At 44.7% G+C, this 25,253-nt stretch carries 23 protein-coding genes; 11 read left to right on the plus strand and 12 right to left on the minus strand.

Going from position 1 to position 25,253, the window contains the following annotated elements; all coding sequences use genetic code 11:
• Nucleotides 1-10 precede the first annotated feature (10 nt).
• The 4 genes from AC1DXF_RS08025 to AC1DXF_RS08040 form a co-directional block, all read right to left on the minus strand.
• The gene (locus AC1DXF_RS08025; RefSeq protein ID WP_477447787.1) at nucleotides 11-391 is read right to left on the minus strand and encodes a YybH family protein; all 381 of its coding nucleotides are present in this window, start codon (nucleotides 389-391) and stop codon (nucleotides 11-13) included.
• A 32-nt stretch (nucleotides 392-423) separates the two neighbouring features.
• Nucleotides 424-1,191 carry an isocitrate lyase/PEP mutase family protein gene (locus AC1DXF_RS08030; RefSeq protein ID WP_477447788.1) on the minus strand — a complete coding sequence of 256 codons (768 nt, stop codon included), beginning with the start codon at nucleotides 1,189-1,191 and terminating at the stop codon, nucleotides 424-426.
• An 80-nt stretch (nucleotides 1,192-1,271) separates the two neighbouring features.
• A complete protein-coding gene (locus AC1DXF_RS08035) occupies nucleotides 1,272-2,084 on the minus strand; it encodes a DUF6597 domain-containing transcriptional factor (protein ID WP_477447789.1) in 813 nt (270 codons plus the stop codon).
• A gap of 147 nt (nucleotides 2,085-2,231) precedes the next feature.
• A complete protein-coding gene (locus tag AC1DXF_RS08040) occupies nucleotides 2,232-2,702 on the minus strand; it encodes a YybH family protein (protein WP_477447790.1) in 471 nt (156 codons plus the stop codon).
• 144 nt (nucleotides 2,703-2,846) lie between these two features.
• On the opposite strand from AC1DXF_RS08040, the gene AC1DXF_RS08045 reads away from it, so the two are divergent.
• Nucleotides 2,847-3,086: a hypothetical protein gene (locus AC1DXF_RS08045; protein WP_477447791.1), complete on the plus strand. Its 240-nt coding sequence runs from the start codon at nucleotides 2,847-2,849 to the stop codon at nucleotides 3,084-3,086.
• Nucleotides 3,087-3,480: 394 nt separating this feature from the next.
• Here the strand turns inward: AC1DXF_RS08045 and AC1DXF_RS08050 are convergent, their stop codons facing one another.
• On the minus strand, nucleotides 3,481-6,414 hold the full coding sequence (locus tag AC1DXF_RS08050) for a T9SS type B sorting domain-containing protein (protein WP_477447792.1): 2,934 nt from the start codon (nucleotides 6,412-6,414) through the stop codon (nucleotides 3,481-3,483).
• Between the two features lie 435 nt (nucleotides 6,415-6,849).
• Between AC1DXF_RS08050 and AC1DXF_RS08055 the strand changes: the two genes are divergently transcribed.
• Genes AC1DXF_RS08055 through AC1DXF_RS08065 form a run of 3 tightly spaced genes read left to right on the plus strand, consistent with a single transcriptional unit; the run spans nucleotide 6,850 to nucleotide 7,596 of the window.
• The gene (locus AC1DXF_RS08055) at nucleotides 6,850-7,089 is read left to right on the plus strand and encodes a hypothetical protein (protein ID WP_477447793.1); all 240 of its coding nucleotides are present in this window, start codon (nucleotides 6,850-6,852) and stop codon (nucleotides 7,087-7,089) included.
• Between the two features lie 24 nt (nucleotides 7,090-7,113).
• On the plus strand, nucleotides 7,114-7,371 hold the full coding sequence (locus AC1DXF_RS08060) for a hypothetical protein (protein ID WP_477447794.1): 258 nt from the start codon (nucleotides 7,114-7,116) through the stop codon (nucleotides 7,369-7,371).
• Between the two features lie 6 nt (nucleotides 7,372-7,377).
• Entirely contained in the window at nucleotides 7,378-7,596 is a 219-nt protein-coding gene (locus tag AC1DXF_RS08065) for a hypothetical protein (RefSeq protein WP_477447795.1), read from the plus strand.
• A gap of 343 nt (nucleotides 7,597-7,939) precedes the next feature.
• Here AC1DXF_RS08065 and AC1DXF_RS08070 read toward each other — a convergent pair whose 3' ends face one another.
• A complete protein-coding gene (locus tag AC1DXF_RS08070) occupies nucleotides 7,940-8,887 on the minus strand; it encodes a LysR family transcriptional regulator (RefSeq protein ID WP_477447796.1) in 948 nt (315 codons plus the stop codon).
• Between the two features lie 91 nt (nucleotides 8,888-8,978).
• Here AC1DXF_RS08070 and AC1DXF_RS08075 point away from each other — a divergent pair, with 91 nt between their 5' ends.
• The 4 genes from AC1DXF_RS08075 to AC1DXF_RS08090 all read left to right on the plus strand — a co-directional run bounded on the left by AC1DXF_RS08075 (nucleotide 8,979) and on the right by AC1DXF_RS08090 (nucleotide 15,728).
• Nucleotides 8,979-10,379, plus strand: coding sequence for a TolC family protein (locus tag AC1DXF_RS08075; protein WP_477447797.1), 1,401 nt, complete (start codon nucleotides 8,979-8,981; stop codon nucleotides 10,377-10,379).
• A gap of 18 nt (nucleotides 10,380-10,397) precedes the next feature.
• Nucleotides 10,398-13,643 carry an efflux RND transporter permease subunit gene (locus AC1DXF_RS08080; protein ID WP_477447798.1) on the plus strand — a complete coding sequence of 1,082 codons (3,246 nt, stop codon included), beginning with the start codon at nucleotides 10,398-10,400 and terminating at the stop codon, nucleotides 13,641-13,643.
• Nucleotides 13,636-14,766, plus strand: coding sequence for an efflux RND transporter periplasmic adaptor subunit (locus AC1DXF_RS08085; RefSeq protein ID WP_477447799.1), 1,131 nt, complete (start codon nucleotides 13,636-13,638; stop codon nucleotides 14,764-14,766). The genes AC1DXF_RS08080 and AC1DXF_RS08085 overlap by 8 nt, the downstream gene beginning before the upstream one ends.
• A 263-nt stretch (nucleotides 14,767-15,029) precedes the next feature.
• Nucleotides 15,030-15,728, plus strand: a complete 699-nt coding sequence (locus AC1DXF_RS08090) for a head GIN domain-containing protein (RefSeq protein ID WP_477447800.1) — start codon at nucleotides 15,030-15,032, stop codon at nucleotides 15,726-15,728.
• A gap of 128 nt (nucleotides 15,729-15,856) precedes the next feature.
• Here the strand turns inward: AC1DXF_RS08090 and can are convergent, their stop codons facing one another.
• From can to AC1DXF_RS08115, 5 genes are all read right to left on the minus strand, one after another.
• The gene (gene can / locus AC1DXF_RS08095; protein ID WP_477447801.1) at nucleotides 15,857-16,519 is read right to left on the minus strand and encodes a carbonate dehydratase; all 663 of its coding nucleotides are present in this window, start codon (nucleotides 16,517-16,519) and stop codon (nucleotides 15,857-15,859) included.
• A 30-nt stretch (nucleotides 16,520-16,549) separates the two neighbouring features.
• Nucleotides 16,550-17,296 carry a YoaK family protein gene (locus tag AC1DXF_RS08100; RefSeq protein ID WP_477447802.1) on the minus strand — a complete coding sequence of 249 codons (747 nt, stop codon included), beginning with the start codon at nucleotides 17,294-17,296 and terminating at the stop codon, nucleotides 16,550-16,552.
• A gap of 368 nt (nucleotides 17,297-17,664) precedes the next feature.
• Nucleotides 17,665-18,387 (minus strand): carbonic anhydrase, encoded by a 723-nt coding sequence (locus tag AC1DXF_RS08105; protein WP_477447803.1) that lies wholly within the window; start codon nucleotides 18,385-18,387, stop codon nucleotides 17,665-17,667.
• 95 nt (nucleotides 18,388-18,482) lie between these two features.
• On the minus strand, nucleotides 18,483-20,087 hold the full coding sequence (locus AC1DXF_RS08110) for a SulP family inorganic anion transporter (RefSeq protein ID WP_477447804.1): 1,605 nt from the start codon (nucleotides 20,085-20,087) through the stop codon (nucleotides 18,483-18,485).
• A gap of 78 nt (nucleotides 20,088-20,165) precedes the next feature.
• Nucleotides 20,166-20,498 carry a hypothetical protein gene (locus AC1DXF_RS08115; protein WP_477447805.1) on the minus strand — a complete coding sequence of 111 codons (333 nt, stop codon included), beginning with the start codon at nucleotides 20,496-20,498 and terminating at the stop codon, nucleotides 20,166-20,168.
• Nucleotides 20,499-20,605: 107 nt separating this feature from the next.
• On the opposite strand from AC1DXF_RS08115, the gene AC1DXF_RS08120 reads away from it, so the two are divergent.
• Nucleotides 20,606-22,147, plus strand: coding sequence for an acyl-CoA carboxylase subunit beta (locus AC1DXF_RS08120; protein ID WP_477447806.1), 1,542 nt, complete (start codon nucleotides 20,606-20,608; stop codon nucleotides 22,145-22,147).
• Nucleotides 22,148-22,278: 131 nt separating this feature from the next.
• Complete coding sequence (locus AC1DXF_RS08125; protein ID WP_477447807.1) at nucleotides 22,279-22,719, plus strand: GNAT family N-acetyltransferase; 441 nt, start codon at nucleotides 22,279-22,281, stop codon at nucleotides 22,717-22,719.
• A 238-nt stretch (nucleotides 22,720-22,957) separates the two neighbouring features.
• Here the strand turns inward: AC1DXF_RS08125 and AC1DXF_RS08130 are convergent, their stop codons facing one another.
• Nucleotides 22,958-23,872: a hypothetical protein gene (locus AC1DXF_RS08130; RefSeq protein ID WP_477447808.1), complete on the minus strand. Its 915-nt coding sequence runs from the start codon at nucleotides 23,870-23,872 to the stop codon at nucleotides 22,958-22,960.
• Between the two features lie 265 nt (nucleotides 23,873-24,137).
• Here AC1DXF_RS08130 and AC1DXF_RS08135 point away from each other — a divergent pair, with 265 nt between their 5' ends.
• Nucleotides 24,138-25,253 carry a M42 family metallopeptidase gene (locus tag AC1DXF_RS08135; RefSeq protein ID WP_477447809.1) on the plus strand — a complete coding sequence of 372 codons (1,116 nt, stop codon included), beginning with the start codon at nucleotides 24,138-24,140 and terminating at the stop codon, nucleotides 25,251-25,253.

Raw genomic sequence — 25,253 nt, forward strand, 5'->3', positions numbered from 1 at the left:
CACAACTGTTTTAAGCTACCAGGTCAGCTTCGGCGCCAAAGGCCTGGTCGATGATTATTTTCCAGGTACCATCGGTTTGCTGCTGCATTACTTCGATACCTTTGGCAGCCACTTTCACTTCGTCGCCATCAGTAATGCTCCACTCCGAGCGGCCAAGGGCGATACTTCCTGTTTGAAGGCAATACACCGTTTTAATCCCCATTTTTCCTTTGATGGATAAAATGGCTTTTATCGAATCTTCAAACTGTTGCCTGCCCGATACCGGCTTGTTGGGTTCGGGTACAATAATGCCGGTTACATCGTACATACTCATTACGGTGGCTACATCGCCTGTGTTAAAAGCGGCGGCCAGTGTTGCGTGGGCATCTTCGGCCCTTTTTGGTAAGTTCATGGTTTATTAAATTTATGGGTGAATTGAAATTGTTAAAGAATCGACAAAAAGTTTTTATCGCTGATGACTGCGGCTGCAAGCCTGCCAACGTTATCATAGGCCTTATTAAAAAGAAACGGCCCCATGCTAACGCGTTTTACACCCAGCGAGGCCAACGCTTCAAAATCGGGCAGTGCAGGCATGCACATGACGTTAACGGGCAAACCTGTGGCATTCACAACCGCCTTAATATCGTCGCTATTGGTAATGCAGGGCACAAAAACGCCGCTGGCTCCCGCGTTTTCATAATTTTTAACGCGTATAAGTGTTTCGGATAGCGCCGATGGCAGGCCCAGCAGGAAACCATCTGTGCGGATGTTTAAAAACAACTTTAAGTTATTCCTGCTGATGTGGTTTGCCACTGCCGACAGCGTTTTTTGAAATTCATCAACAGGCAGCAGGTACCGGCTGGCACCGGCGATGGTATCCTCCAGGTTTATGCCAACCACGCCTGCATCGTGCAGTTTATCTATGTTGGCAATAATACCCTCAATAGTGCGGCTGTAACCGCCTTCCATATCTACCGAAAAGGGGATATTAACTACCTCGACAACCCGCTTGGCCAGTTGCAGCAGCACCTCAAAGGGCAGGTTCTCGCCATCCTGGTAACCCATTGCATTTGACAGTGCCTGGCTGGAAACACCAATGGCCTGGTAGCCATTGGCCTCAAAAATTTGTGCACTCTTTACATCCCAAATGTTTCCTAAAATAAGCGGGGTTGGGTTTTGGTGCAGTTGCGAAAATGTTTCGAAATTATTCATGTTATACCTTTGTTTTAATTGTTGAAACAAAGATATAGCGGCTGCAAATGCCGAAATTGTACAAACCGGAACGGTTTAAATTATTGTTGTAAAAGCTGGTTTACCGGGGTTATATTTTGCAGGTAGGCCGAGGGTGTAAAGCCTGTAAAAGATTTAAAATCGCGGATAAAATGCGACTGGTCAAAATAGCCGCTATCATAAGCGATAGCGGTAAAAGGCTGCTCGTTTTTGGTGATAAGCTTAAGGCTATATTGAAACCGGATGATTTTGTTGAATGACGATGGCGACAAACCGGTATGCCGGTAAATTAACTTGTGCAGATAACGCGGCGTAATACCATATTTTGAGGCAATATTGCCCAGGTTATTTTCGGCGGGTTCTTTTTTTATGCTTGATAAAATATGGGCCACCCTGTCAATCCCTGGTGCTCTTTTTTCGCCGTCCATGAGTCGTTTTACCAGGAAGTTTTCTATTAGTGTTATTCTTTTTAGCTGGTCAGTTGTTTCCAGCAACCGGGCATGCAGTACTTTTGCGGGATTGCCGATAACATCAGCAAAATCAGTTATCCTGTCGTTAAAGGCCCCCATTTCGTCATTAAAGAAATAGGCCGCCGAATGCGTAAAAAACTTAATGCCCAGCATGGTATGCCGGCCCTTCGAGCGGATGGCCAGGGGTTTGGTAATTTGTCCCCATAGCTCAATGGGTGGTGTTTTCAGAAATTTATGATCAACCGACGATTCCCAGGTACCACTACCCAGGTTAAAGATAACTTCCATATCGCCGCTCGGAAATACGGTATCCTCAAATTTCGAGTCCGAATCTGATTCAAAAATATAGTAATGCCTCACATAAGGCTTTAAAATATCCGATGGAAAAAAGTGTTTAAATTCCATAATGAGCCCCCTCTATATGTCCCCGGGTAGGGGAGACTTTAACTTCGAGATAGATAAATTCAGAATCGAACATTCACTCCAATTATTTTGAAAGTTTACTAATGTGAATTTACGGTTCTTCTGTTATATCAACCCTAATTTGTTGCATTATTTGTGACGGTTGCTGCTGAACGAATCGCGAAACATCTTCCAGCCTGCGGGTGTCTTTTTCCACAATACCAGGAATTTGCCTTCGTCAAACAATTTGTTATTGGCATCATACGATTTCCAAAGCCCTACTTCGGTTACATAATGCGCACCATCGCCAAATACATCAAGGGTAATAAATTTTCCGTTCCGCAGTCCTATTTTGTCATAAGCTATTTTAAAAAACTTAAGCGGTGCATCGGCCCCCTGCATGGCCGGGGCGTTTGGCGGCATTATCCAGCAATCTTTTGCATACCGGTTGATAAATATAGCCGGATCGTTTTTAACAAAAGCCTGGAAATAAACGCGGTTACTTTCGGCTATCGCTTTTTTTGCTTCGGCCAGGTCTGGGTTTTTACTTTTTTGCTGGGCATTGCCGGTATAAAACACCGATGACAACGCTGCGGTAATAATTAGAGTGATTTTAAACATAACAACAATATTTGACACAAATCTATTGTTACTGATGGTAGCAAAATTGTACAAACCGGAACTCTTTCTTTGGATTTACTATCCTATTGGATAGCCGGCCTTATAGTTTTGGTTTTTATAAAAATATTTGGTTAAATTTGGTTAATGAACGTATTGGTAAATACGAAAAACGAGCAGGAAGAGAAAGTACTATTGGCTTTTTTGGATAGCCTGCGTTATAACTACCAGACCAATGTTCACAAAAGTGCGGATGAGCTGAACAGCGCATTTATTGATGAATACAATACCGAGATTGAACAGGCCGACGCTGCAATTGAAGCCGGGAATTTTGTTAGCCATGATGATGTGGAGCATCTTTTTAAAAACAGGAGAAAAGCGCTTTGATATTAGTTTATTGGTTCATTAGTTCATCGGTTTATTGGGGAAATGTTAGATACCTGTCAGCTGCAAACTCACAAGCAAGTCACGAAACAATTGTAATCCCGAATCCCAATCTCTAAAATTTATAAGTAATCACGCGTTTGAAGTTGACAGTTACAGAATTTCATACCGGGTACTGCCAAAAGAAATACGAATATTAAGGATCAGGCATTCGAGCCGAAGGCCGTTTACACGGTAATAGCTGCCGGCCCACAATTACCAGCAGGTTCGCGTTAGTGATAGCCGCGGATACCGGCCTGCGCCTAAGGCCGGTTGTGGGCGTAGCACCGGGCGTGCAGTATGAGCAGATAGCACGGCCACCACTTCTACCGGTGGTGGAAACGCCCAAAAATGTAATTTATCTTAAAATAGTAACATTACCGGATAGCCTGGCCCTGCTGCTATCTTTGGTATCGATGATGTAATAATATACCCCGGCAGGTAATGTTTTGCCGCCGTACCTGCCATCCCAGGCTTTGGTATAACCGGTTGATTGCATCACCTTAAGCCCGTACCTGTTAAACACACTCACCACGCAATCAGGGAAAAAGGAAAGGTTGGGAATATTCCATGTATCGTTAACGCCATCGCCATTGGGACTAAATGCGTTGACAACAGTTATAACAACAGGCGGCAAAATATTAACAACCAATAAATTACTGGTAACAGGCGGCGAGCAGGCATTAGCTGTTGCAACGGTACAGGTAACCACATCGCCATTGTTAAAAGTGTTGCCGGTAAATGTGCCTTCATTAAAGCCAACATTGACGCCGTTCACCTGCCACTGGTAGGCGGTAATGGCGGTGCTGGGCTGCGCGTTTGCGGTAAATGTAATGGCGGTACCTGCACGTACCCCATCGGCAGATGCAGCAATGGTTACCGATAGTGTAATTGGCGTTATTACATTTACACTGATGGCATTTGATTGGGCCGACACCGGCCCGGCACAGGTACTGTTATTGGTGAGTGTACAGGTAACAACATCGCCGTCGGCCAGGGTGCTGCTTGAAAATGTGGGGCTATTGGTACCGGCAGCACTACCATTTACCTGCCAGGCGTAAACAGGGCTTGTACCTGCATTGGTGGGGCTTGCCGTAAATAAAATAGCCGTACCACTGCAATTAGGATTATGCAGATCTGAACTTATAGATATAGCGGGCTGCACCACGGTATTAACTGTTAAAACCCGGGTAAGTACCTCGCCGTTACTGCTGGCAGTTATGGTTGATGTGCCTGCGGCAACCAAATGAACCTGGCCATTTACAATGGTTGCCACAGCCGGGTTACTGCTGGTGTAGCTTATCGGTTTTAAGCTGGTGGCACCAGGATCAAAATCATTGTCGCAGGCTATTTTTGGAGATAAAACACCGAATGCCAGCATCGGGCTAACGGTTAACTCCTGCGTAACCGGCGTTGCGGCAAGGTTCAAAATATCGCCTGCCTGCGATGCTGTAATAGTGGTGGTGCCTATCCCGGTAACATGAATGAGCCCATTAATAATGGTTGCTACCTGCGGATTGCTGCTGCTATACGTTATGGGGAAGGCTGTAACATTGCTTTTGGCGCCGGGAGCAAAATCGGCATCGTTGAGGTGCTTAACCGGCAGGGCGGCGAAAGTTATAATCCCCTGCTGGTATACGATAAGTTGCCGCGATACAGGGGCGGCTGCACTGTAATTGGCATTACTGGCCTGGGTAGCCGTTATTGTTGTATAACCCACGCCGGTTAGCAGTATATTGCCATCAGCAGTAATTATAGCCACCGCGGGGTCGCTACTTGTTAAAACAATAGGCGTTTCGGGGTTGGTACTGCTGACATTAGGTTTTATAACGTTTTTAACCGCAGGCGGCAACGAATTAAAGGTAATAATTGATGGCTTAAGCGGCACGTCGCTTACCTGGATATTTATAGTTGTACTGCTGTTGCCACCCGCGTTATACGCCGTAATGGTATAATCGGTTGCCGGGGTTGCGGCCGTTGGCGTGCCGCTAATAATACCGGTTTTAGGGTCAAATGCCAATCCGGATGGCAGCGGCTTATCAATAGTATAGCCGGTTAAGTTTATTTTTCTTACCAGGTAATTGCCAAAATCGGTTATAAATAAATTACCGCTGCTGTCAAAAGCCAGCCCTATGGGGTAATTAAAAGTTGCAGCAGCGCCAATGCCGTTTGCACTACCGGCGCTGCCGTCGCCGGCAACGGTTGTTACCTGGCCATCGGGTGTAATTTTCCTGATAGCATGGTTTTTATAATCGGCTACAAACAAATTACCCAATGCGTCAATTGCCAGCCCGGTGGGATAGTTAAAGGAGGCCGCGGTTTTTAAGCCATCGCTTTTGCCATTTGCCCCACTGCCCGCAAAGGTTGTGACCGAGCCGTCAGTCGCAATTTTTCTGATCATATTGTTTTTGGTATCGGCAACGTAAATATTGCCCTGCTTATCAATTGCAAGCCCATCGGGGTTGTTAAACGTGGCAGCCAGGCCCGTAGTAGCATTATTGGCACCTGCTGCACCGGTACCGGCAATTGTTTTAACTACACCTGCAGAGCTAATCATGCGGATGCTGTTATTTTGCTGATCGGCCACGTAAATATTGCCCGAAACATCAATAGCTATGCCACCCGGCGCGTTAAATGAAGCTGCATTGCCTGTACCATCAGTACTGCCGATTGCGCCGCTACCCGCAAAAACCGACGACACCCCGGTAGGGGTGATTTTAAGGATTTTGTTGATGTAAAAATCGGTAACATAAATATTGCCCTGGTTATCAAGCGCCAGCCCCGATGGCGAATTGGTGTTGGCAATGGTGTTCACATTGGCCGCAGGCGAGATTTTCCGGATGGCGCCGCTGCCAAAATCCGAAACGTAAATGTTGCCCACAGCATCGGCACCAATACCCGAAGGCAGGTTAAAGCCCGCGTCTGTTCCCTGCGAATCGTAGGTAACCGGGGCCCGCCCGCCGGCAAATGTGCTTACCTCACCGTATATTGCCGCCGGTACCGCGCCGCCTGTGTTGACAGGTGCTAACGATGTAATGACTGTATTGGTAATGCAAACCTGCGGACTTTGGTATTTAATATTGGGTGGCAATACAGGCGACGTTGCATTTACTTTAAGCAGGCTGTTACCAACTGCCGCAACCTTGCTTAACGCTGTTGAGGGTACGGCCGGCAAGCTATCCGCATAAATTTGAAATACAGGACCGCTTTTTGCCGGCGCCTGCGCATGGGTATTAATGGAAAAAAGAGTATGAATTAAAAGCCATAAAAAACCGGTAAATCTTTTATTCATACTTTGTTGAAGGCCTGCTTATTGTTATAAAATTTGGATGGTACCAAAATATGGGTTTTTACTCAATAATGGTAACGAGATTATCCCTTGTACCAACAGTAAATTTGCTAAATGCCTGTGTTATGGAGACTGGTTTACTTTCACCTGTCAATAACCTACTGTGTACACATTTTTTAGATTTTACCATTAAATAAACTGAATATCATATCGAACGAATCCGAGGTTGGTTTGAGCATTGGGGTGAGGAGGAACTATCCCTCGAGCCTAGCGAAAAATCTTTTACGCTTTGCATCGCGACAAACCATCAGAATGCAGGGAGTAAAAGATTTCTCTTTCGCGCTCCCGCTCTTTGCCCTCCCTTGCTCTATCGAAATGACTTTTTATTTTATTGAAAAGATATGTACACACAGTAGGTCAATAGCAAGGAGCTCTATTTTGTTTAATTTTTATAAACATTCGCCAATCAGCAATGTTGTTTTTTTAACCGGCGGTTACATTTCGCGCCGGGGTGGCACCATGGAAAACAAAAAGCAAAAAACCAGGGAGGATGTCCCGGCAGCCGCCGACAGGCCCGAACGTATCCGCCGTAAAGCTGCAAATGAATCGGCCAATGAAAGCAGCGTGGCGGCCGAATTGAAGAACAGGGGGCATGGCAGCGAAAAGCCGGCCGGCTAATTTGTAACCTCAATTTTAAAGCTTATGCGAATAGAAGTGAAAGACCCGCTTACCGGCGCTTTGCTGATACTTGATGCAAAGCCCGAGCAATTGAACAACCAGCATGGTTTTCGCATCCGTCATCCCAACGGATCGGGATTCTTTATTGTACACAAATCGGGCGTGTGGCGCCCCGGCGATGACCATCACGTAGATCCGGGCCTGCTCATTAACATTGGCCTGGCGCTTGAAGGCCTCGGGCTTAACCAACAGGTATCCTATGACGGTGGCATTAACCCATGATGAGCTATGATTACCAATAACAGTTTTTATGTGCAGGTTTACTTTAACGGCGGTATGAACGGCCTTGAGGTAATCCCGCAAAACAACCAATTTACCATCGCTTATGATGGCCGGATAATTGCCCAAATTGAGCATGCCGGCAACTGGCGCCAGGTATCGGGCGATAAACTACCGGATGATGTACTGACCAGCATTTACCAGGAAATTGAAAGTAAAAAATCCTGAGTTGCAGCTAAGTCCCCATTGATTAGCGGCAGGGCTTTAAAAAAAGTGAAGTTAAAATCTCATCAACCTAAGCAGCCCGGGAGTACAGACTGGTCATGCGGGAAGTTAAAACCATGTTCCAGCTATTGCCCTTCCTACCCGCTACAAATTATGTATATAGGCAAACATCAGCCCAACCACAAAACTGGCTGCGGGGCTGTTTACTGTTTCGCCGTTTAAAAAATTACTTTCATGCGGGGTATTAAAGTTACACGCCTGCAGATATTGTGTAGCCTGATATGTGTCAAAAAAAATGCGAGGTTTTTGGGACTTCGCAAGCTTGGTACATATAGTAAAAAATATGTTATACCACTTCGGCCATTACCGCCAACGCTTCTTCGGCCGGTTGACCTATCAATCCGTTAATAGAAAAATGCATTTTTAAACATTCCAAGAAATTCTGGATGGCCGGAGTTTGTTTGATAGTAGCGGCGTACCAGGTGCGTTGGGCGATGGTATGATGCAAGGGTTTTGTCACAATGTTGCGACCATTGAGGTATGGTTTCACAATCCAGTCGGCCATAACGCTGATGCCAAGGCCTGCGTTTACCATCTCGATAGTGGCATCGGTATAGTGAATGCGGTGCAGCGTTTTGGGCTTTACCTGCTGCGCCTGGATGAGGGCTTCAATCACCGGCGTATCCTGGTATGATGGATCATACAACGGTAAAATGAGTTCCTCGTCCTGGAAGTCAGATACGCTGATAATGTCCTTTTTTGCCAGCGGATGATCGGTACAAATTACTGCCACAAGCTGGTCTTCAAAGATAGGCTCATACACAATTTTGGTGTTTATCATCTGCGTACGCACTATGCCAATATCCAGTTCGCCGCGCATTAAATACTCCAGCGGACGGCGTGTTGCATCCGATAAAATGTGGATATTGATATCAGGCCAGCGGTTTTTGTAATATTTGATGATGCCCGGCAACCAGTGGTATGCCGTGTAACATTGCATACTGATGGTGAGTTTTCCGGTCTTGCCGTTCTTGTAATTCTGGATGTCTTCCTCCAGCGAATTCAGCTCGGCCAGAATCTTTTCGGCACTCCGCAGGAAGCGGTATCCCTGCTCGCTAAGATGGAGTTTTTTACCCTGCCGGTGAAAAACTTCAATGTCCATTTCGCGCTCCAATTCTTTCAATTGATGGCTCAGCGCCGACTGTGTTAAGTGCAAAGTTGCGGCTGCTTTTGTAAGCGATCCTTCTTTAGAAATTGTATCAACCAAACGGAAATGATGGAGCGCAATATTCATATATTAGTTTTTCTAATGATTATGACAAAATTAATTCATTTTTCTAATATATATGATAAATCTACATTTGCCGTGTACAAATTACACTACAATGTTACAGATACCTTCAAAACAATTACTTCTGTTTTTAGGTGTTTTTTATGTCATCCAGGCTCAGGCTCAGCAAAAGGTCCTCAATATTAAAGATGCTGAACAAATGGCGCTCGCTAATTACGGTACCATCAAGTCGAAAGCTAACCAGTTAAACGCTGCCAGGGCATATTTAAAAGAAACACGTACAGAATATTTACCAGATGTAAGCATCTCGGCACAACAAGACTACGGAACCGCCAATGGCCAAAACGGCCCGCTATATGGCTATCATGGTCTTTCGGCGGCATCATCGGGCCCTGCACTACCTAAGCAAAACTGGAATTCGGCATTTGGGTCACTTTATTTAAGTAACGTAAGCTGGGATTTTTTCAGCTTTGGCAAAGCAAAAGAAAAAGTTAAGGTGCAAAGCCAGGTGGTCAACCGCGAACAAGCCGACCTTAGCCAGGAAACTTTTCAGCACCAGGTACGCGTTGCAAGTACCTATCTTAACTTATTGGCCGCACAGCAACTGCAAAAAGCGCAGCAGGATAATCTTAACCGCGCAATCGAACTGCAAAAAGTGGTTACCGCCCGTGTAAAAAACGGACTTAATGCCGGTGTTGATTCATCGTTGGCCAATGCAGAAGTGTCAAACGCCCGCATAGCTTTAACCAATACCCGGCAAACGGTACAGGACCAAAGCAACCAGCTATCCGTTTACCTGGGTATCCCACCACAGGAATTTGAACTGGATAGCGCCTTTATTACCAAAACGCCAACAACCCTGGCCACGCAAAGCGCCGTTGCCGTTACAGATCATCCTACTTTACGCTATTTCCAAAACCGGATAGGCGTGAGCGATGAGCAGGCCAAATACCTTAAAACGTTTGCCCTGCCCACTTTTAGCCTGTTTGGTGTTTACCAGGGCCGCGGCTCGGGCTTTAACTCCGATTATGGCACCAACCAAAGCAGCTACAGCAGCAGTTACGGCGCAGGTGCCGATCCTACCCGGTATAATTACCTGTTTGGCGTAGCTATGGTATGGAATTTCACCACCATTTTCAGGACTCATTACCAGGTGCAATCGCAAAAATTCACATCGGCACAATACAAAAACGATTATGACCTGGTAGCCCAGCAGCTACAGGCCCAGCAGTCATTGGCCGAAACCCGCATCAGTAACGCGCTTAAAAACTACAACGAAGTACCCGTTGAAGTAAAAGCAGCCAGCGATGCCTATACCCAAAAATATGCCCTGTATAAAAACGGACTATCTAACATTGTTGATTTTACACAGGCGCTTTACACGCTAAACCGTGCCGAAGTTGACAAGTACATAGCATCTAACAACGTTTGGCAGGCATTGCTTTACAAAGCAGCCGCTACCGGCGATTTTGGATTATTCATTAATAATTTTTAAAGATATATTATATAAATAATGGGAATGATAAAAGGGGCGCTCCAAAAACCAATTACCATATTGGTGATAGTAGCCGGGTTGTTTTTTTTCGGGATAAATGCGGTACGTACCATCAAGATCGACATTTTTCCGGATTTGAACCTGCCGGTTATCTATGTATCTCACCCATACGGTGGTTTTACCCCAAACCAAATGGAGGCTTACTTTGGTAAGCAATATGTTAACTTACTACTATTTGTATCGGGCGTAAAGAGTATCGAAACAAAAAACATACAGGGCTTAACACTAATAAAAGTTACTTTTTACGAGGGTACCAATATGGCACAGGCCGCAGCGGAGGTCACGAGTTATACCAACAGGGCCCAATCGGCGTTTCCCCAGGGATCACAGCCGCCGTTTATCCTCAGGTTCGATGCTTCTACCCTGCCGGTTGGCCAGCTGGTATTAAGCAGCGCCACCCGTACCAATAATGAGTTGCTTGATTATGCTTCGGTTTATATCCGCTCGTCGTTTACCTCAATTCCTGGTTTGGTTGCACCTGCCCCGTTTGGCGGTAACCAGCGTACCGTATTGATTAAGATAGATCCGAATGCGTTAAGGGCCCACAATTTAACACCCGACCAGATTGTTGCCGCCCTGCGCGAAAACAACCAGAATACCCCAGCGGGTAACGTGCGCATAGGCGATTATAATTACCTGGCGCCATCAAATACCACCATTAAAAACGTGAAGGATTTTGGGGATATCCCGCTGTATAAAAACGGCATTCAAACCGTATTTATGCGCGATGTGGCGACCATTGAGGACGGGGCTGATATTACCAACGGATACGCGCTTATCAACGGCAAGCGGTCAGTTTACCTGCCTATTACCAAATCGGCCACGGCATCAACCTGGGAGGTAGTGCAGAATTTGAAGAAGGCATTGCCAAGGTTCCAGGCTTTGGTACCACCGGATGTAAAGCTATCTTTTGTATTCGATCAATCGATATATGTTATAAACGCGGTTAAAAGTTTGGCCGAGGAAGGCGCTATTGGCGCGGTGCTTACCGGCTTAATGGTATTGCTGTTCCTGGGCGACAGGCGCGGGGCGTTAATTGTAATATTAACCATCCCAACCTGCATCATTTCGGCAATATTTTTTCTGTCGCTGTTCCATCAAACCATCAATATCATGACGCTGAGCGGGCTTTCGCTGGCTATCGGGATCCTGGTGGATGAATCAACGGTGACTATCGAGAATATTCACCAGCACTTTGATATGGGCAAGCCCAAGGCATTGGCCATCTGGGATGCCTGTAAAGAGATAGCCTTCCCCAAATTATTGATCCTGTTTTGTATCCTGGCGGTTTTTGCCCCAGCCTTTACCATGACGGGGATTCCCGGCGCATTGTTTCTACCCCTGGCATTAGCCATAGGTTTCTCCATGATCATTTCTTACTTTTTGGCCCAAACCTTTGTACCCATCATGGCCAACTGGATTATGGTGAACAAGCACGAAGACCATAGCCACCCCGACGGTTTCGCGTTAGAAGATGAAGGCGAACCATGGGAGCAAAAGGAAAAAGCGATGAAGCTTGCCCTGGAACACCATGGCGAAGAAGCTACCCGGTTTGACAAGTTCAGGGAAAGCTTTATGCGCCTGATGGATAGGATGCTGCCAGCCCGCAAGCTTATTGTAACGGTATATGTATTGGGTGCGTTTGCTTTGGCTTTTTTACTATTTAACATCATTGGGCGCGATGTATTGCCCAAAGTAAACTCCGGCACATTCCAGGTGCGTTTGCGTGCACCGGATGGTACCAGGCTTGAACGTACCGAGCTTATTGCGGTTAAAGCACAACATATATTGGGCGAAATTGTGGGCAAAAACCACATTGCCATCACCTCCACATTTGTTGGCTCGCACCCATCGTCGTTTTCAACCAACCCGATATACCTGTTTATGGCCGGCCCGCAGGAGGCAGTTATGCAGATAAGTTTAACCGAGGATTACAAAGTAAACCTTGATGATTTGAAAGAAAAAATAAGATACCAGGTTGCCAAACAAATACCGGGGGTAAGACTATCTTTCGAACCGATAGAACTTACTGATAAAATTTTGAGCCAGGGCTCGCCTACGCCTATTGAGATAGCCTTATCCGGTAAAAACAAAAAGCAAAACCAGGAGTATGCCTTTAAAATTTTAGATAAACTAAAGGATATCAAATACCTGCGCGATGCACAAATAGGGCAATCATTTAATTACCCCACTATCGATATCAATATAGACAGGCAACGGGCGGCTCAATTGGGTGTGGGACTAAACGACATCTCCCGTTCGTTAGTAGCCTCTACCTCATCATCAAGGTTTACCGAAAAAAACAACTGGATTGATGAAAAGGCAGGGCTAAGCTACCTTGTACAGGTGCAGGTACCTGAGTACCAGATGAGCAGCCTGAACGATGTACGCGAGATACCAATACTGGCCAACCAGGCCCGCCCCGTGCTGGGCGATGTTGCCGACATTAAAACGGGTATCACCAATGGCGAAAACGACAATATTGGCGCTATCCCTACCCTATCGGTAACGGCCAATTTATACAATAAAGACCTGGGTACTGCAACCACCGATGTACAAAAAGCAATTGACGCTTTGGGAAAACCGCCCCGCGGTTTAACTATCGAAATGCGCGGCATGAGCCAAACGCTAACAGCTACATTAGATAGCCTGCAATCGGGATTGATAGTGGCCATCCTGGTAATATTCCTGATGCTGGCTGCTAACTTTCAGTCGTTTAAAATGTCGTTAGTGGTATTATCTACCGTTCCCGCCGTATTATTTGGATCGTTGTTTTTGGTAAAAATAATGGGATCAACGCTCAACCTGCAATCGTACATGGGTATGATCATGTCGGTAGGTGTGTCCATCTCCAACGCGGTATTGCTGATAACCAATGCCGAAGAATTGCGCAGACATAATGGCGATGCGTTAAAATCGGCCCGCGAGGCGGTTGCACTTCGTTTACGCCCTATTTTAATGACCAGTTTGGCCATGATTGTAGGTATGGTGCCCATGGCATCGGGCCTGGGCGAAGGCGGCGACCAAACATCGCCATTAGGCCGTGCCGTTATTGGCGGGCTTATAGCCTCAACCTTTGCAGCTTTGCTGGTATTGCCGCTGGTTTTTGCGTGGGTACAAGCCGATGCCACAACCCAATCCGTTTCATTAGACCCAGAAGATAAAGAAAGTAAATTTTATGTCCCTTTACACCATCATGAATAAATTTAAAAATAAACCGATACTTATCCTTGCCGCTTTTGCCATCGCTTTAAGCTCATTAAGTGCATGCCACTCTGATGATAAGGAAAAACAGGATCAACAAGCTGAAGAGCAAACGCAGGCAGCGGCCGAAACACCAACTGTTGAGCTGGTGACGGTTGCAAAAGGCAAATTAAGCAGCAGCATTAATATTCCCGGCGAACTTATCCCTTACCAGCAGGTTGACCTTTATGCAAAAGTTAACAGCTACGTTAAAAAACTTTTAGTTGATATAGGATCTGAAGTACATGCAGGCCAGTTACTGGTAGTGTTAGAGGCACCCGAAATAAACTCGCAGCTGGCAGGTGCGCAATCGCGCATTAAACAATATGAGGCTGTTTATTATGCCAGCAAAGCAACTTATGACAGGTTGGTAAGCACCAGCAAAACGCCCGGAACTATTTCGCTTAACGACCTGGAACAGGCCGAAGCTAAAAAGAACGCGGATATGGCTAATGTGGAAGCTGCCAAATCTGCATTGAAAGAAGTATCGGCGAACCTGGCTTACCTCGAGATAAGGGCTCCGTTTGATGGTGTTATCACCAGTCGCAATGTAAACCTGGGCGCTTATGTAGGCCCCGGTGGTAAAGGATCTGAGCCGTTGTTTACTTTGCAGGATCAAAACAGGCTCCGTTTAGTGGTATCGGTACCCGAAAATTACACCGGATCATTAAGCAATAAAAGCGAAGTAAATTTTACCATAAAAGCTTTGCCCAATGAAAAATTCACAGCCCAGGTAAAACGTATGGCCGGCGCGCTTGACGAAAAACTAAGGGCCGAGCGTTTGGAAATGGATGTTTACAATAAAAGCAAAAAGCTACTACCGCATATGTTTGCAGAAGTTAACGTCCCCCTGCCCGACGGCGACAGCACTTTTGTGGTAGCCAAAACGGCGGTAGCAACATCAACCGAGAAGGTTTTTGTAATTAAAGTGGTAAACAATAAAGCCCAATGGGTTGATGTAAAAAAAGGCCTTACATCGGGTGATATGATGGAGATATTCGGGGATCTTAAACCCGGAGATAAACTGGTAAAAGTTGCCAGCGATGAAATAAGGAACGGAAGCAACGTTAAGGAAAAGCAGTAGTTGGTGAGTGGTGAGTGGTGAGTGGTGAGTGGTGAGTGGTGAGTGGTGAGTGGTGAGTGGTTTAGAAGATTGTCATTTCGAAACGAGGTACGAGTGAGAAATCTTAGACAATTTGCATCACGATAAGCCTCTCGAGTGCAGGGCGTATAAGGTTTCTACTCCCGCCAACACTCAAAGCCTACCCCAACTCGTTCGAAACGACATCAGTTTTTGTATGCAACGTTTTAGCCTGCCAGTGCGTCTTATAAACAAAAAGGATGATCATGAAAAAACTTATCTTCTCTGGGATGGCATTGCTGCTTACCGCTTTCATAGCTGTTAATGCATCAGCGCAAGTGGTTACACGAAATGTATCGGGCTATACAGGTATCGCCTGCGGCGGCCCGTTCAATGTATTTATAAAAATTGATGGCACAGAAAGCATTAAGCTTGATGTAGATGCCGATGTGGTAAACGATATTAAAACCGAAGTAGAAAACGGTGTGCTAAAGGTTGAATTTAAAGACCATTGGAACAAGCACAACAATATTAAACGCGCCAATATTTATATTACGGCCAAAACGTTAAAATATTTGGCCAACAGCGGGTCGGGCAATGCAACTGTAGATGGCGTATTAACCGGCGATAATGCCAGGGTAGCGCTGAGCGGTTCGGGCAATGTTAAAACTGCGGTTAAGTCATCAACCCTTGATTTGCGTTTAAGCGGATCTGGCTCTATCGATATTAAAGGAAGCACCGGCATGGCGGATGTAAACATAGCAGGATCTGGCGAGGTAAACGGTAAAGAACTGAAAACCGAAACTGTAGAAGCCAGGATTGCCGGCTCGGGTAGTGTTAATATCATCGCCAATAAAACTGTGTCGGCCCGCATAGCAGGTTCGGGCAGTGTTTTATACTCCGGTAATGCCACAACCGGCGAAACAAAATATATGGGATCGGGCAGGGTGAGTAAAGTAGACTAATGTTAAGTCCTTAGTCTTGAGTCAAAAGTCAAATTTATTCTTTTCGACTTAGGACTAAGGACTGTCCGTCATTACTCGATTAACATAGTACTAAAAAAAGTTGTTTTATAAAAGCCGTGTGCCGGTGTTTACTCAAACTTAAACACATCGCCCAAATTGGCGTTATCACTGGTGCTTACGTTCATGTCCTTAATTTTGCCGGTGCCTATGCTGTACACCCAGCCGTGTACTGCCAGCGGCTGCCCCTGTTTCCAGGCATTTTGCACTATTGATGTTTTGCAAAGGTTATAAACGTTCTCAATCACATTTAATTCAACCAGGCGATTAGTACGCTCCTGCTCATTTTCAATCGCGTCAAGTTCCACTGCGTGCAGGCGGTAAACATCTTTAATGTGGCGCAGCCAGTTATCTATCAAACCAAATTCATGATTGCTCATGGCGGCTATAACCCCACCACAGCCGTAGTGGCCTGTTACAATAACATGTTTTACTTTCAACACATTTACCGCGTAATCCAGTACCGATAACATGTTCATATCCGAGTGTACCACCATATTGGCAATGTTACGGTGTACAAATATTTCGCCCGGCGATGTGTTGGTTATCTGGTTTGCAGGTACCCGGCTGTCGGCGCAGCCTATCCAAAGTACCGGCGGTGTTTGGCCATTGGCCAGCTTTGTAAAATATTCAGGGTCTTCGGCCAAAGTATCTGCAATAAATTGCTCGTTACCCTCTAAAAGGCTCTCGTAAGTAATATGGCTTGTGTCGTGTAATAATTTTTTGGCACACATAGTTTTTCGTAGATTATTGTTTGGTAGTTTTTATATCGATCTGCTTTTATCGGCCCAAAACAATCGGGTTATTTTGTGCAGCGCTACGGGCGATAAATCATAATATAATATCGTAAGCAAAATTAATGGAATGAAGTAAAAAATCGCAAAGTCGTACAGATTAAATAAAAATCCCCCGGCTATCGCCCCGATAAAATAAAAACCAAGCACGGTTAGGCGAACGATAATTTTATTACGGATAACTTTTGTTTTCTCAACGTTGGGGTGTACCCATTCAGATACGTCGCCCCCCAAATCGGTAAATAAACCTGTTAAGTGGGTTGATTTGATGAGGCCGCCGGATATGGTGGACACCAGGCTATTTTGCAAACCCATGCAAAAGATGATAGTGCCTATAACTATTTCGCGCTCCAGGTCAGTTTCTTTATAAAAATTATGACCGTAAATAGCTACGAATAATAACAGGACGATCTCGATAATTATTGGTGTAGAATGCGCTTTGTACCTGCTCTTATACTCCAGCGACCGTACAATAAAATTAGATAAAAAGGCGCCGGCGAAAAATAGCAGCAACCAAATTACAAATACGATAATCTCCCTGAAGTTTTGCTCAACAATATGCTGGGCCAGGTTGGCCACATGGCCGGTAATGTTAGATGTAAAGGCCAAAAAAGCAACCATACCAGCCACGTTGGTAACGCCCGATACAAAAGCTGTTGACGACGCCAGCAATAAATTTTGTTTAAGTGTGCGTTCTTCTTTTGATTGCCTTAGCATAGGTAGCCGTTGTTTATAAGCAACGGTTAAAAATAGGATAAAAAAATCAAAAGCCTCACCTAAACAGCGAAGCTTTCATGAGCACAAAAAAAATTAAACTGCGAATAATCCTCTCCAAAGGGGAGGACTTTTGATTTGCGTGTTGGAAAGCAACTCCTTCTCACCTCGATTTTTAAAGTTTATCCCCAGGAGACAACTTTGTGGGATATCAATTGGAAGGTTATCTGATTTCAAAAGTCCTCTCCTTTGGAGAGGATTTAGGTGAGGCTAAAAAACCCCGGCCATTTACATGCGCCGGGGCTAATCAAACGTAATAAACCCCAGATGCCAATCAAACAACGGGAGGCTATTTCAATCAAACAAAAAATTTAGTGTGAAGCCACAGCTTCAATGCTATCCAGCTCATACACATAACCTAAATTATGCGGACTACTGCTGCTCACTTTTATATCTTTCACCAAACCTGTGCTCAGGTCTATCACCCAGCCGTGTACTTCCAGGTCGTGGCGCTCCATCCAGGCATTTTGGATAATGGATGTTTTGCACAGGTTATATACCTGCTCACTTACATTCAGTTCCACCAGGCGGTTTTGCCTTTGAGTTTCGTCGGTAATGCGGTCAAGCTCATAACTGTGCAGGCGGTACACATCTTTAATGTGGCGCAGCCAGTTATCAATTAAACCAAATTGTTTATTGCTCATGGCAGCCGCCACGCCGCCACAACCGTAGTGGCCGGCAACTATTATGTGTTTTACTTTAAGCACGTTAACAGCATAATCCAACACACTCAGCATGTTCATATCCGAGTGTACACATACGTTGGCAATATTACGGTGTACAAATACCTCGCCTGCCTTGGTACCGGTAACCTCGTTAGCGGGTACGCGGCTGTCTGAGCAGCCTATCCACAATACCTGTGGCGACTGGCCTTTAGCCAGGTTGGTGAAAAAGTTGCTGTCTTCACTAAGCTTCCTTTCTACCCATTCGGCGTTGCCACGAATAAGCGCTTTATAACTATCGGCCTGGGCCAGTTTTATATTAGTGGTATCAATTACCGGTTTTTCGTTCTTTTTATTTTCTATAAGTGCCATGATGTTTTTCTTTTTTAATTGTTAATTGCTGGTATTGCTAAATCTGTTTAACGGCGACGTGCCATAACTCAAAACTGATAACTCAATACTCAAAACTAATTAGGGTTATACATTAATTCTTTTAAAGGAGGTACATCGTACTTGTCCTTTATTTCAAGTAATTGCACTACGATGCCCTTGGTATAGGCATTGTGCTTGTAATTGTGGATGATCTCGAGCACATCCGGATCTATGTAACGCGAGTTGGAGCCGTCGATGATCACATCTGTTCCGCTTGGCAGGCTGGTAAGCGTAATTTGAATGGCCGCTTTATTTAAAAAGGATACCTCCTCGGCCAGTTTAATCCTGATCACCTTTTTATCGCCGTTTTTAGTGATCTGGTAAAAATATGGGTTACGTAAATTGGTGCGCAGTATGTAAAAGATACCTACAAGCATACCAATGCCCACGCCTATTAACAGGTCGGTTAAAACAACGGCCACAATGGTAACCACAAACGGGATAAACTGGCTTAGGCCCTGGTGCCACATGTGTTTAAACAGGGCAATACGCGCCAGCTTATAACCAGTCATAAGCAGGATAGCAGCCAAACAGGACAACGGGATTAAATTGATTAATACCGGGATAAACAGCAGTGATATTAATAAAAGCAAGCCGTGAACCACGGCGCTTGTTTTGGTACGCGCGCCCGAATTAACGTTGGCAGACGACCGAACGATAACAGCTGTCATAGGCAAACCGCCCAAAAGGCCGCTGGTAATGTTACCTATACCCTGGGCTACAAGCTCGCGATTAGTTGGCGAGATGCGTTTAATCGGATCTATCTTATCAACGGCTTCCAAACTAAGCAAAGTTTCAAGGCTGGCAACCACGGCAATTGTAAAGGCGGTTATCCAAACCTGTTTATTACCAATGCTGCCAAAATCTGCCGTTTTAAAAAGGGCAAAAAACTCAGTACTGCTGTTTACAATAGGTATGTGTACAAATTGCTTATCAAGCAGCGCCAAATCGGTATTTTTAAATGCCAGGCTTAAGCCAATACCCGCCAATACAACCAATAAAGGTGCAGGCACCATAGCCATTTTTTTAAATCTTGGCCAATATATCATCAAAGCCAAAGAAACTACGCTGATAATTACCGCGCCGTAGTTAATCTTACTCAACGCGCCCAGCACCCCCGAAAAACTATTGTGTTCATCGGCCTGGTTAAAGCCTTCATCGCCTTCAAAATCGGCATCGTAGCCTACCGCATGCGGAAACTGTTTCATGATCAGGATGATGCCAATAGCGGCCAGCATCCCCTCAATTACCGCCGACGGAAAGTAGTTGGCTATAGTTCCTGCCTTTAAAATCCCCAGCAAAATCTGGAAAAGGCCAGCCAGTACAAGCGCTAATAAAAAGGTTTCGTATGTACCAAGGCTGGTTATGGCGTTTAGCACAATAACGGTTAAACCAGCTGCCGGGCCAGCAACACTTAGTTGCGAACCACTTAACGAGCCCACTACTATACCACCGATAATACCTGTGAGCACGCCAGCAAATAAAGGTGCGCCCGATGCTAAAGCTATACCAAGACATAATGGTAAGGCTACCAGGAATACAACAAGGCTGGCCGGAAGATCGCGTTTTAAGTTTTTGGGCAAAAAGTATTTTTTTAGGTTAAGATTGCCCATGGCAAACCCACCTTGCTTAATTGACATAAGAAATGTATTTGAATGAAAATTTAAATGAATTGTAAAGCGTTACAGTCCGGATAAAAGAAATATCCGGTTAATCATTTAAACGTTGGGTGGTGGAGTTGGTACTACCGGGTGGTAGGTTTGTATATACAGTGCATGCTCCTGGTTGTGCAGCACCTTGGTTTCTGCAATAAACGTAATGAAATCAATACTATGCAAATCGTATTCGTCAAAAATCTTCTTTTCCTTAAAGGTATCCTTGTCTGACGTATCCTTTTCGGCTTTTGATTCCTGTTCCAGTTGCATAATTACGGCGCTTACTGCCTTGCTGTCGAGATATAAAAATACCGGGGCAAGCGATATGACCATCTTTAACATAAAGACGCCCATAAACATTGCAACCACCAGTATTTTAAATTTCCTGACCTTCATTTTTACAAATATAACGAAAAAACGTACTCAAAAAGCATGCAAAAGCAGTTTTAAACACATCTTACAATTAAATTACTATTTTTAGCATATTACAAACAACCTGAATTGTGGATAAAAAGCTTGGAGTATTAAGGCAAAAACGCCAGAAGGCGTTTGAAGGCGGCGGCACGGTACGTATTGAAAGTCAGCATAAAAAAGGAAAATTAACAGCGCGTGAACGGCTCCATTTTTTAATGGACGAGGGCTCTTTCCAGGAGATTGGGATGCTGGTTTCGCACCGCTCAACCGATTTTGGGATGGAGAAAGAAAAATATCCGGGGGATGGTGTTGTAACCGGTTATGGCACTATAAATGGCCGGTTGGTTTATGTTTTCTCGCAGGATTTTACCGTTTTTGGCGGCTCACTGTCCGAAACACATGCCGAGAAGATTGTGAAGATCATGGACCTGGCTATAAAAAATGGCGCACCGGTTGTTGGCTTAAATGATTCAGGCGGCGCCCGCATCCAGGAGGGCGTTGTTTCGTTGGGCGGCTACGCCGATATATTTTATAAAAACACGATGGCATCCGGCGTGGTGCCACAAATTTCGGCTATTATGGGCCCATGCGCCGGAGGTGCCGTTTACTCCCCTGCCATTACCGATTTTATATTGATGGTAGAAAACACATCCTATATGTTTGTAACAGGGCCAAACGTAGTAAAAACCGTTACCCATGAAATTGTTACGTCCGAAGAATTAGGCGGCGCAACAACCCATGCTACCAAATCGGGCGTTACGCATTTTGCCTGTGCCAACGAGATTGAGGCTATCCAAAACATCAAAAAGCTGTTGAGTTATATGCCGCAAAATTGCGAGGACAGAACCCCTGCCTTGCCCTACGAAATTGGGAACGAACTGCGCACCGAATTAAATACCCTGCTGCCCGAAGTGGCATCAATTCCTTATGATATCCGGGAGGTTATTGATCATGTGATTGATACAGGCTCATTTTTGGAGATCCATAAAGATTTTGCCGAAAATATTGTTGTTGGCTTTGCCCGCCTTGCCGGCCGCAGCATTGGTATTGTGGCCAACCAGCCTGCGTTTTTGGCCGGGGTGCTGGATATTAACAGTTCGACTAAAGCAGCGCGCTTTGTACGCTTTTGCGATAGCTTCAATATACCGTTGCTGGTGTTTGAAGATGTACCCGGCTTTTTACCCGGTACCGACCAGGAATGGAATGCCATTATCACCAACGGCGCCAAGCTGCTTTACGCCTTTTGCGAGGCAACCGTTCCGCGTGTTACCGTAATTACCCGTAAAGCTTATGGAGGCGCCTACGATGTAATGAACTCCAAACACATCGGCGCAGATATGAACTATGCCTGGCCATCGGCCGAGATCGCCGTGATGGGCGCCAAAGGCGCTGCCGAAATTATTTTTAAGCGGGAAATCAGCACAGCCGAGGACAAGGAAGCCAAATGGAAAGAAAAGGAGCAACTATACTCCGATACCTTTGCCAACCCTTACCGTGCCGCCGAACGTGGTTTCATTGACGAAGTGATAGAACCGGCCGAAACGCGCATCAAACTGATTCACGCCTTTAAAATGCTGGAAAATAAAGTAGTAAACAACCCGAGGAAAAAACACGGGAATATTCCGTTGTGATTTCGGAATTGGGATTTTCGATTTCGGATTTATTTTTGAATTTCGAATTGCAAGTTATACAGGCATCATCACGGAGCAAATATCCAAATGTTTGTGCACCATCTCAGATAAATTTATATTGCCAATCAAAAATGAATAATTCCGAAATCGAACATCCGAAATCCGAAATATCAATCGAACAAATCCGTCCCGAACTTACCTGGCGTTTGCGGCAGCGCGTTTTATACCCTGCCCAAAAACTTTATGAAATGGAAATGGACGAGGATAATAACGGTTTCCACTTTGCAGCTTTTAACAACAATGCAGTTGTTGGTGTGGTATCGCTATTTCAAAAAGCTGATGATTTCCAGTTCCGCAAGTTTGCGGTTGACGAATCAATGCAAGGGATGGGCGTAGGCAGGCTATTGTTAAATTACATTACCGATTTTTCGGTACTAAACGGCGGTAAACGCTTGTGGTGCAATGCACGGATATCCGCAATCGCCTTTTATCTGAAGTTTGATTTTAAACATACCGGGCAGCTGTTTTCTAAAAATGGCTTTGACTACGAGATACTGGAGAAGGATTTGTAAATGTGCAGATTTCAGATTTCAAATGTGCAGATGTTTCTGAACTGGGATTAAACAGATTTGTCAGATTTCTTGGATTTTGCGCCCCGGATTGATAAAGACATTTACTAATCCAAGAAGACCGCATGCAAATCAAATCCAAAAAATCTGCTTAATCCGAGTTCAGACAAAAACAAATTGCAATTCATCTGCACATTTGAAATTTGAAATCTGCACATCCACAGTTTATCTGCATATCTAACTACTCCTTCATCAAATCCACAATTATTGCTTTCGCATAATCGTTCGGGTGTTTTTCGTTGGATAATTTGGCGGTTTTAAGGGCCTCTTCAATATCGCCCTGGGCTTCATAAACTACCGACAGGTTATAGGCCGCTTTGCTGGCCAGTTTGGCGTCGGCACCATCAATTAAGGGGTTCAAAATTTTAAATGCCTGGTCAAATTTGCCCGCCTTAATTTGCGTTACCGACGATTCAAGGGGTCCGCCATCGGCATACAAGGGCCGCTCGTTTGATATTGAGAAAGGTAAATAATCTTTTAACGCGTCCAGCGTAGCTTCACGTGTGGCTGCTGTCATAGCAGGGATGCTGCTTCTGTAGGATGGCTTATTAAATAAAGATGTAAAACCGCCGGAGTATGTTTCATCCTGGGGCACTTCGGCCATACCTGCAAGCCTTTTTGAATAAATTCCGTTGCTTTCAAATAATGCAAGGCTGGTTTTTACTTTAGTAGTATAATAGTTAGATGGAACGCCATTGTAATAAACCGTTTCCGGATAAATACCTACGCCGATATCATTTAACACCAAAACATAGTGGGCCTTGTGCGCAACGGCCAAAAATTTAACCGAGTCGGTATTTACCGAATAATTTATCGAATCGACAAGGTTGATGATATGCACCCCTTTTAAATATTTTAACTGGTTGGAAGCAGTTTGGAGCGATACAACTGCCATCTTTTTCAAAATGTTTATCCTTCTATAATCCCTGATCTTAACAGAATCGGGCCGGTAACGGTTTACCACCACAATGGTAGTACTGTCGCGGCTAAAACCCATTTTGGGACCATAATTAACCGGTACAGTAACGTATTGAGGTACGCTGCAGGATGTCAAAAAAACGATAATCAGGGTAAAAAGGGGCGCAAATCGTTTCACGATGTGGTTTATTAAGGTAATAAAGTTCAAAAATATTGTAAATAACCCAAACTTACAGATTACTGTAGGGTATACAGTTAATGACAAAAAAATAATTAAAAGGTTTAATTGCCCCTTAAATTAAAAAAAACGTTAATTATCGATGTAGAAGTATTAAATTAACAATAAAAACGTTAATTTATTTCCATTATGGCAAGTTATTTTGAAGCAATATCAATGGCTTTATTATATTTGCTTTATTGCTTATACAGGTTACTCAAACAACATGGCTAAAAAGAAATCAGATCCCACTCCGCATATTTCAGTTGTAAACGAAACTTCACTGTCTTTTTTCGAAAAATATATTAACAACCCCTCGCCTACCGGCTTTGAATGGAAAGGCCAGGAATTATGGCTGGAATACCTGAAACCATATATCGACACACATTATGTAGATAATTATGGCACAGCGGTTGGCATCATCAACCCTAAGGCCGATTATAAGGTAGTAATTGAAGCGCATGCCGATGAAATTTCATGGTTTGTAAACTACATCACCAGTGATGGATTAATATACGTAATTCGTAACGGCGGCTCCGATCACCAGATAGCGCCTTCAAAACGGGTAAACATCCATACCGATAATGGTATTGTAAAAGCCGTATTTGGCTGGCCTGCAATCCATACCCGCACGGGTGGCGATAAGGAAGAAGCCCCGACCCTTAAAAACATCTTTTTAGATTGCGGCTGCACAACAAAGGATGAGGTGGAAAAATTAGGCATTCACGTAGGTTGCGTTATTACTTACGAAGATGAGTTTATGATCCTGAACGACCGCTATTATGTTGGCCGTGCGCTGGATAACCGTGCCGGCGGATTCATGATTGCCGAGGTTGCCCGTTTGTTGAAAGAGAACAATATTAAATTACCCTTTGGCCTGTATATTGTAAACGCCGTTCAGGAAGAAATTGGTTTACGTGGCGCCGAAATGATAGCCCATAAAATAAAACCGAATGTGGCAATTGTTACCGATGTAACACATGATACCCAAACGCCAATGATTAACAAAATCACCCAGGGCGACCTGGCCTGTGGTCGCGGCCCTGTTGTATCATACGCCCCGGCTGTACAAAATAACCTGAATAAATTATTAATAGAAACAGCGCAAAAAGCCGAGATTCCTTTTCAGCGCCAGGCCTCCTCACGGTCGACTGGTACCGATACCGATGCATTTGCTTACTCGAATGATGGTGTACCATCGGCATTAATTTCTTTGCCGCTACGTTATATGCATACCACCGTAGAGATGATTCACAAACAGGATGTTGATAATGTGATCCGTTTAATTTATGAAACATTGTTAAATATTACAGCCGGCCAGGATTTCAGGTATATTAAATAA

Source organism: Mucilaginibacter sp. P2_A5, assembly GCF_056404995.1.

What these genes read in the sequence shown, in the direction of transcription:
- AC1DXF_RS08025 (WP_477447787.1), bottom strand. Translation starts at nt 391, where the DNA reads ATGAACTTACCAAAAAGGGCCGAAGATGCCCACGCAACACTGGCCGCC.
- AC1DXF_RS08030 (WP_477447788.1), bottom strand. Translation starts at nt 1,191, where the DNA reads ATGAATAATTTCGAAACATTTTCGCAACTGCACCAAAACCCAACCCCG.
- AC1DXF_RS08035 (WP_477447789.1), bottom strand. Translation starts at nt 2,084, where the DNA reads ATGGAATTTAAACACTTTTTTCCATCGGATATTTTAAAGCCTTATGTG.
- AC1DXF_RS08040 (WP_477447790.1), bottom strand. Translation starts at nt 2,702, where the DNA reads ATGTTTAAAATCACTCTAATTATTACCGCAGCGTTGTCATCGGTGTTT.
- AC1DXF_RS08045 (WP_477447791.1), top strand. Translation starts at nt 2,847, where the DNA reads ATGAACGTATTGGTAAATACGAAAAACGAGCAGGAAGAGAAAGTACTA.
- AC1DXF_RS08050 (WP_477447792.1), bottom strand. Translation starts at nt 6,414, where the DNA reads ATGAATAAAAGATTTACCGGTTTTTTATGGCTTTTAATTCATACTCTT.
- AC1DXF_RS08060 (WP_477447794.1), top strand. Translation starts at nt 7,114, where the DNA reads ATGCGAATAGAAGTGAAAGACCCGCTTACCGGCGCTTTGCTGATACTT.
- AC1DXF_RS08065 (WP_477447795.1), top strand. Translation starts at nt 7,378, where the DNA reads ATGATTACCAATAACAGTTTTTATGTGCAGGTTTACTTTAACGGCGGT.
- AC1DXF_RS08070 (WP_477447796.1), bottom strand. Translation starts at nt 8,887, where the DNA reads ATGAATATTGCGCTCCATCATTTCCGTTTGGTTGATACAATTTCTAAA.
- AC1DXF_RS08075 (WP_477447797.1), top strand. Translation starts at nt 8,979, where the DNA reads ATGTTACAGATACCTTCAAAACAATTACTTCTGTTTTTAGGTGTTTTT.
- AC1DXF_RS08080 (WP_477447798.1), top strand. Translation starts at nt 10,398, where the DNA reads ATGGGAATGATAAAAGGGGCGCTCCAAAAACCAATTACCATATTGGTG.
- AC1DXF_RS08085 (WP_477447799.1), top strand. Translation starts at nt 13,636, where the DNA reads ATGAATAAATTTAAAAATAAACCGATACTTATCCTTGCCGCTTTTGCC.
- AC1DXF_RS08090 (WP_477447800.1), top strand. Translation starts at nt 15,030, where the DNA reads ATGAAAAAACTTATCTTCTCTGGGATGGCATTGCTGCTTACCGCTTTC.
- can (WP_477447801.1), bottom strand. Translation starts at nt 16,519, where the DNA reads ATGTGTGCCAAAAAATTATTACACGACACAAGCCATATTACTTACGAG.
- AC1DXF_RS08100 (WP_477447802.1), bottom strand. Translation starts at nt 17,296, where the DNA reads ATGCTAAGGCAATCAAAAGAAGAACGCACACTTAAACAAAATTTATTG.
- AC1DXF_RS08105 (WP_477447803.1), bottom strand. Translation starts at nt 18,387, where the DNA reads ATGGCACTTATAGAAAATAAAAAGAACGAAAAACCGGTAATTGATACC.
- AC1DXF_RS08110 (WP_477447804.1), bottom strand. Translation starts at nt 20,087, where the DNA reads ATGTCAATTAAGCAAGGTGGGTTTGCCATGGGCAATCTTAACCTAAAA.
- AC1DXF_RS08115 (WP_477447805.1), bottom strand. Translation starts at nt 20,498, where the DNA reads ATGAAGGTCAGGAAATTTAAAATACTGGTGGTTGCAATGTTTATGGGC.
- AC1DXF_RS08125 (WP_477447807.1), top strand. Translation starts at nt 22,279, where the DNA reads ATGAATAATTCCGAAATCGAACATCCGAAATCCGAAATATCAATCGAA.
- AC1DXF_RS08135 (WP_477447809.1), top strand. Translation starts at nt 24,138, where the DNA reads ATGGCTAAAAAGAAATCAGATCCCACTCCGCATATTTCAGTTGTAAAC.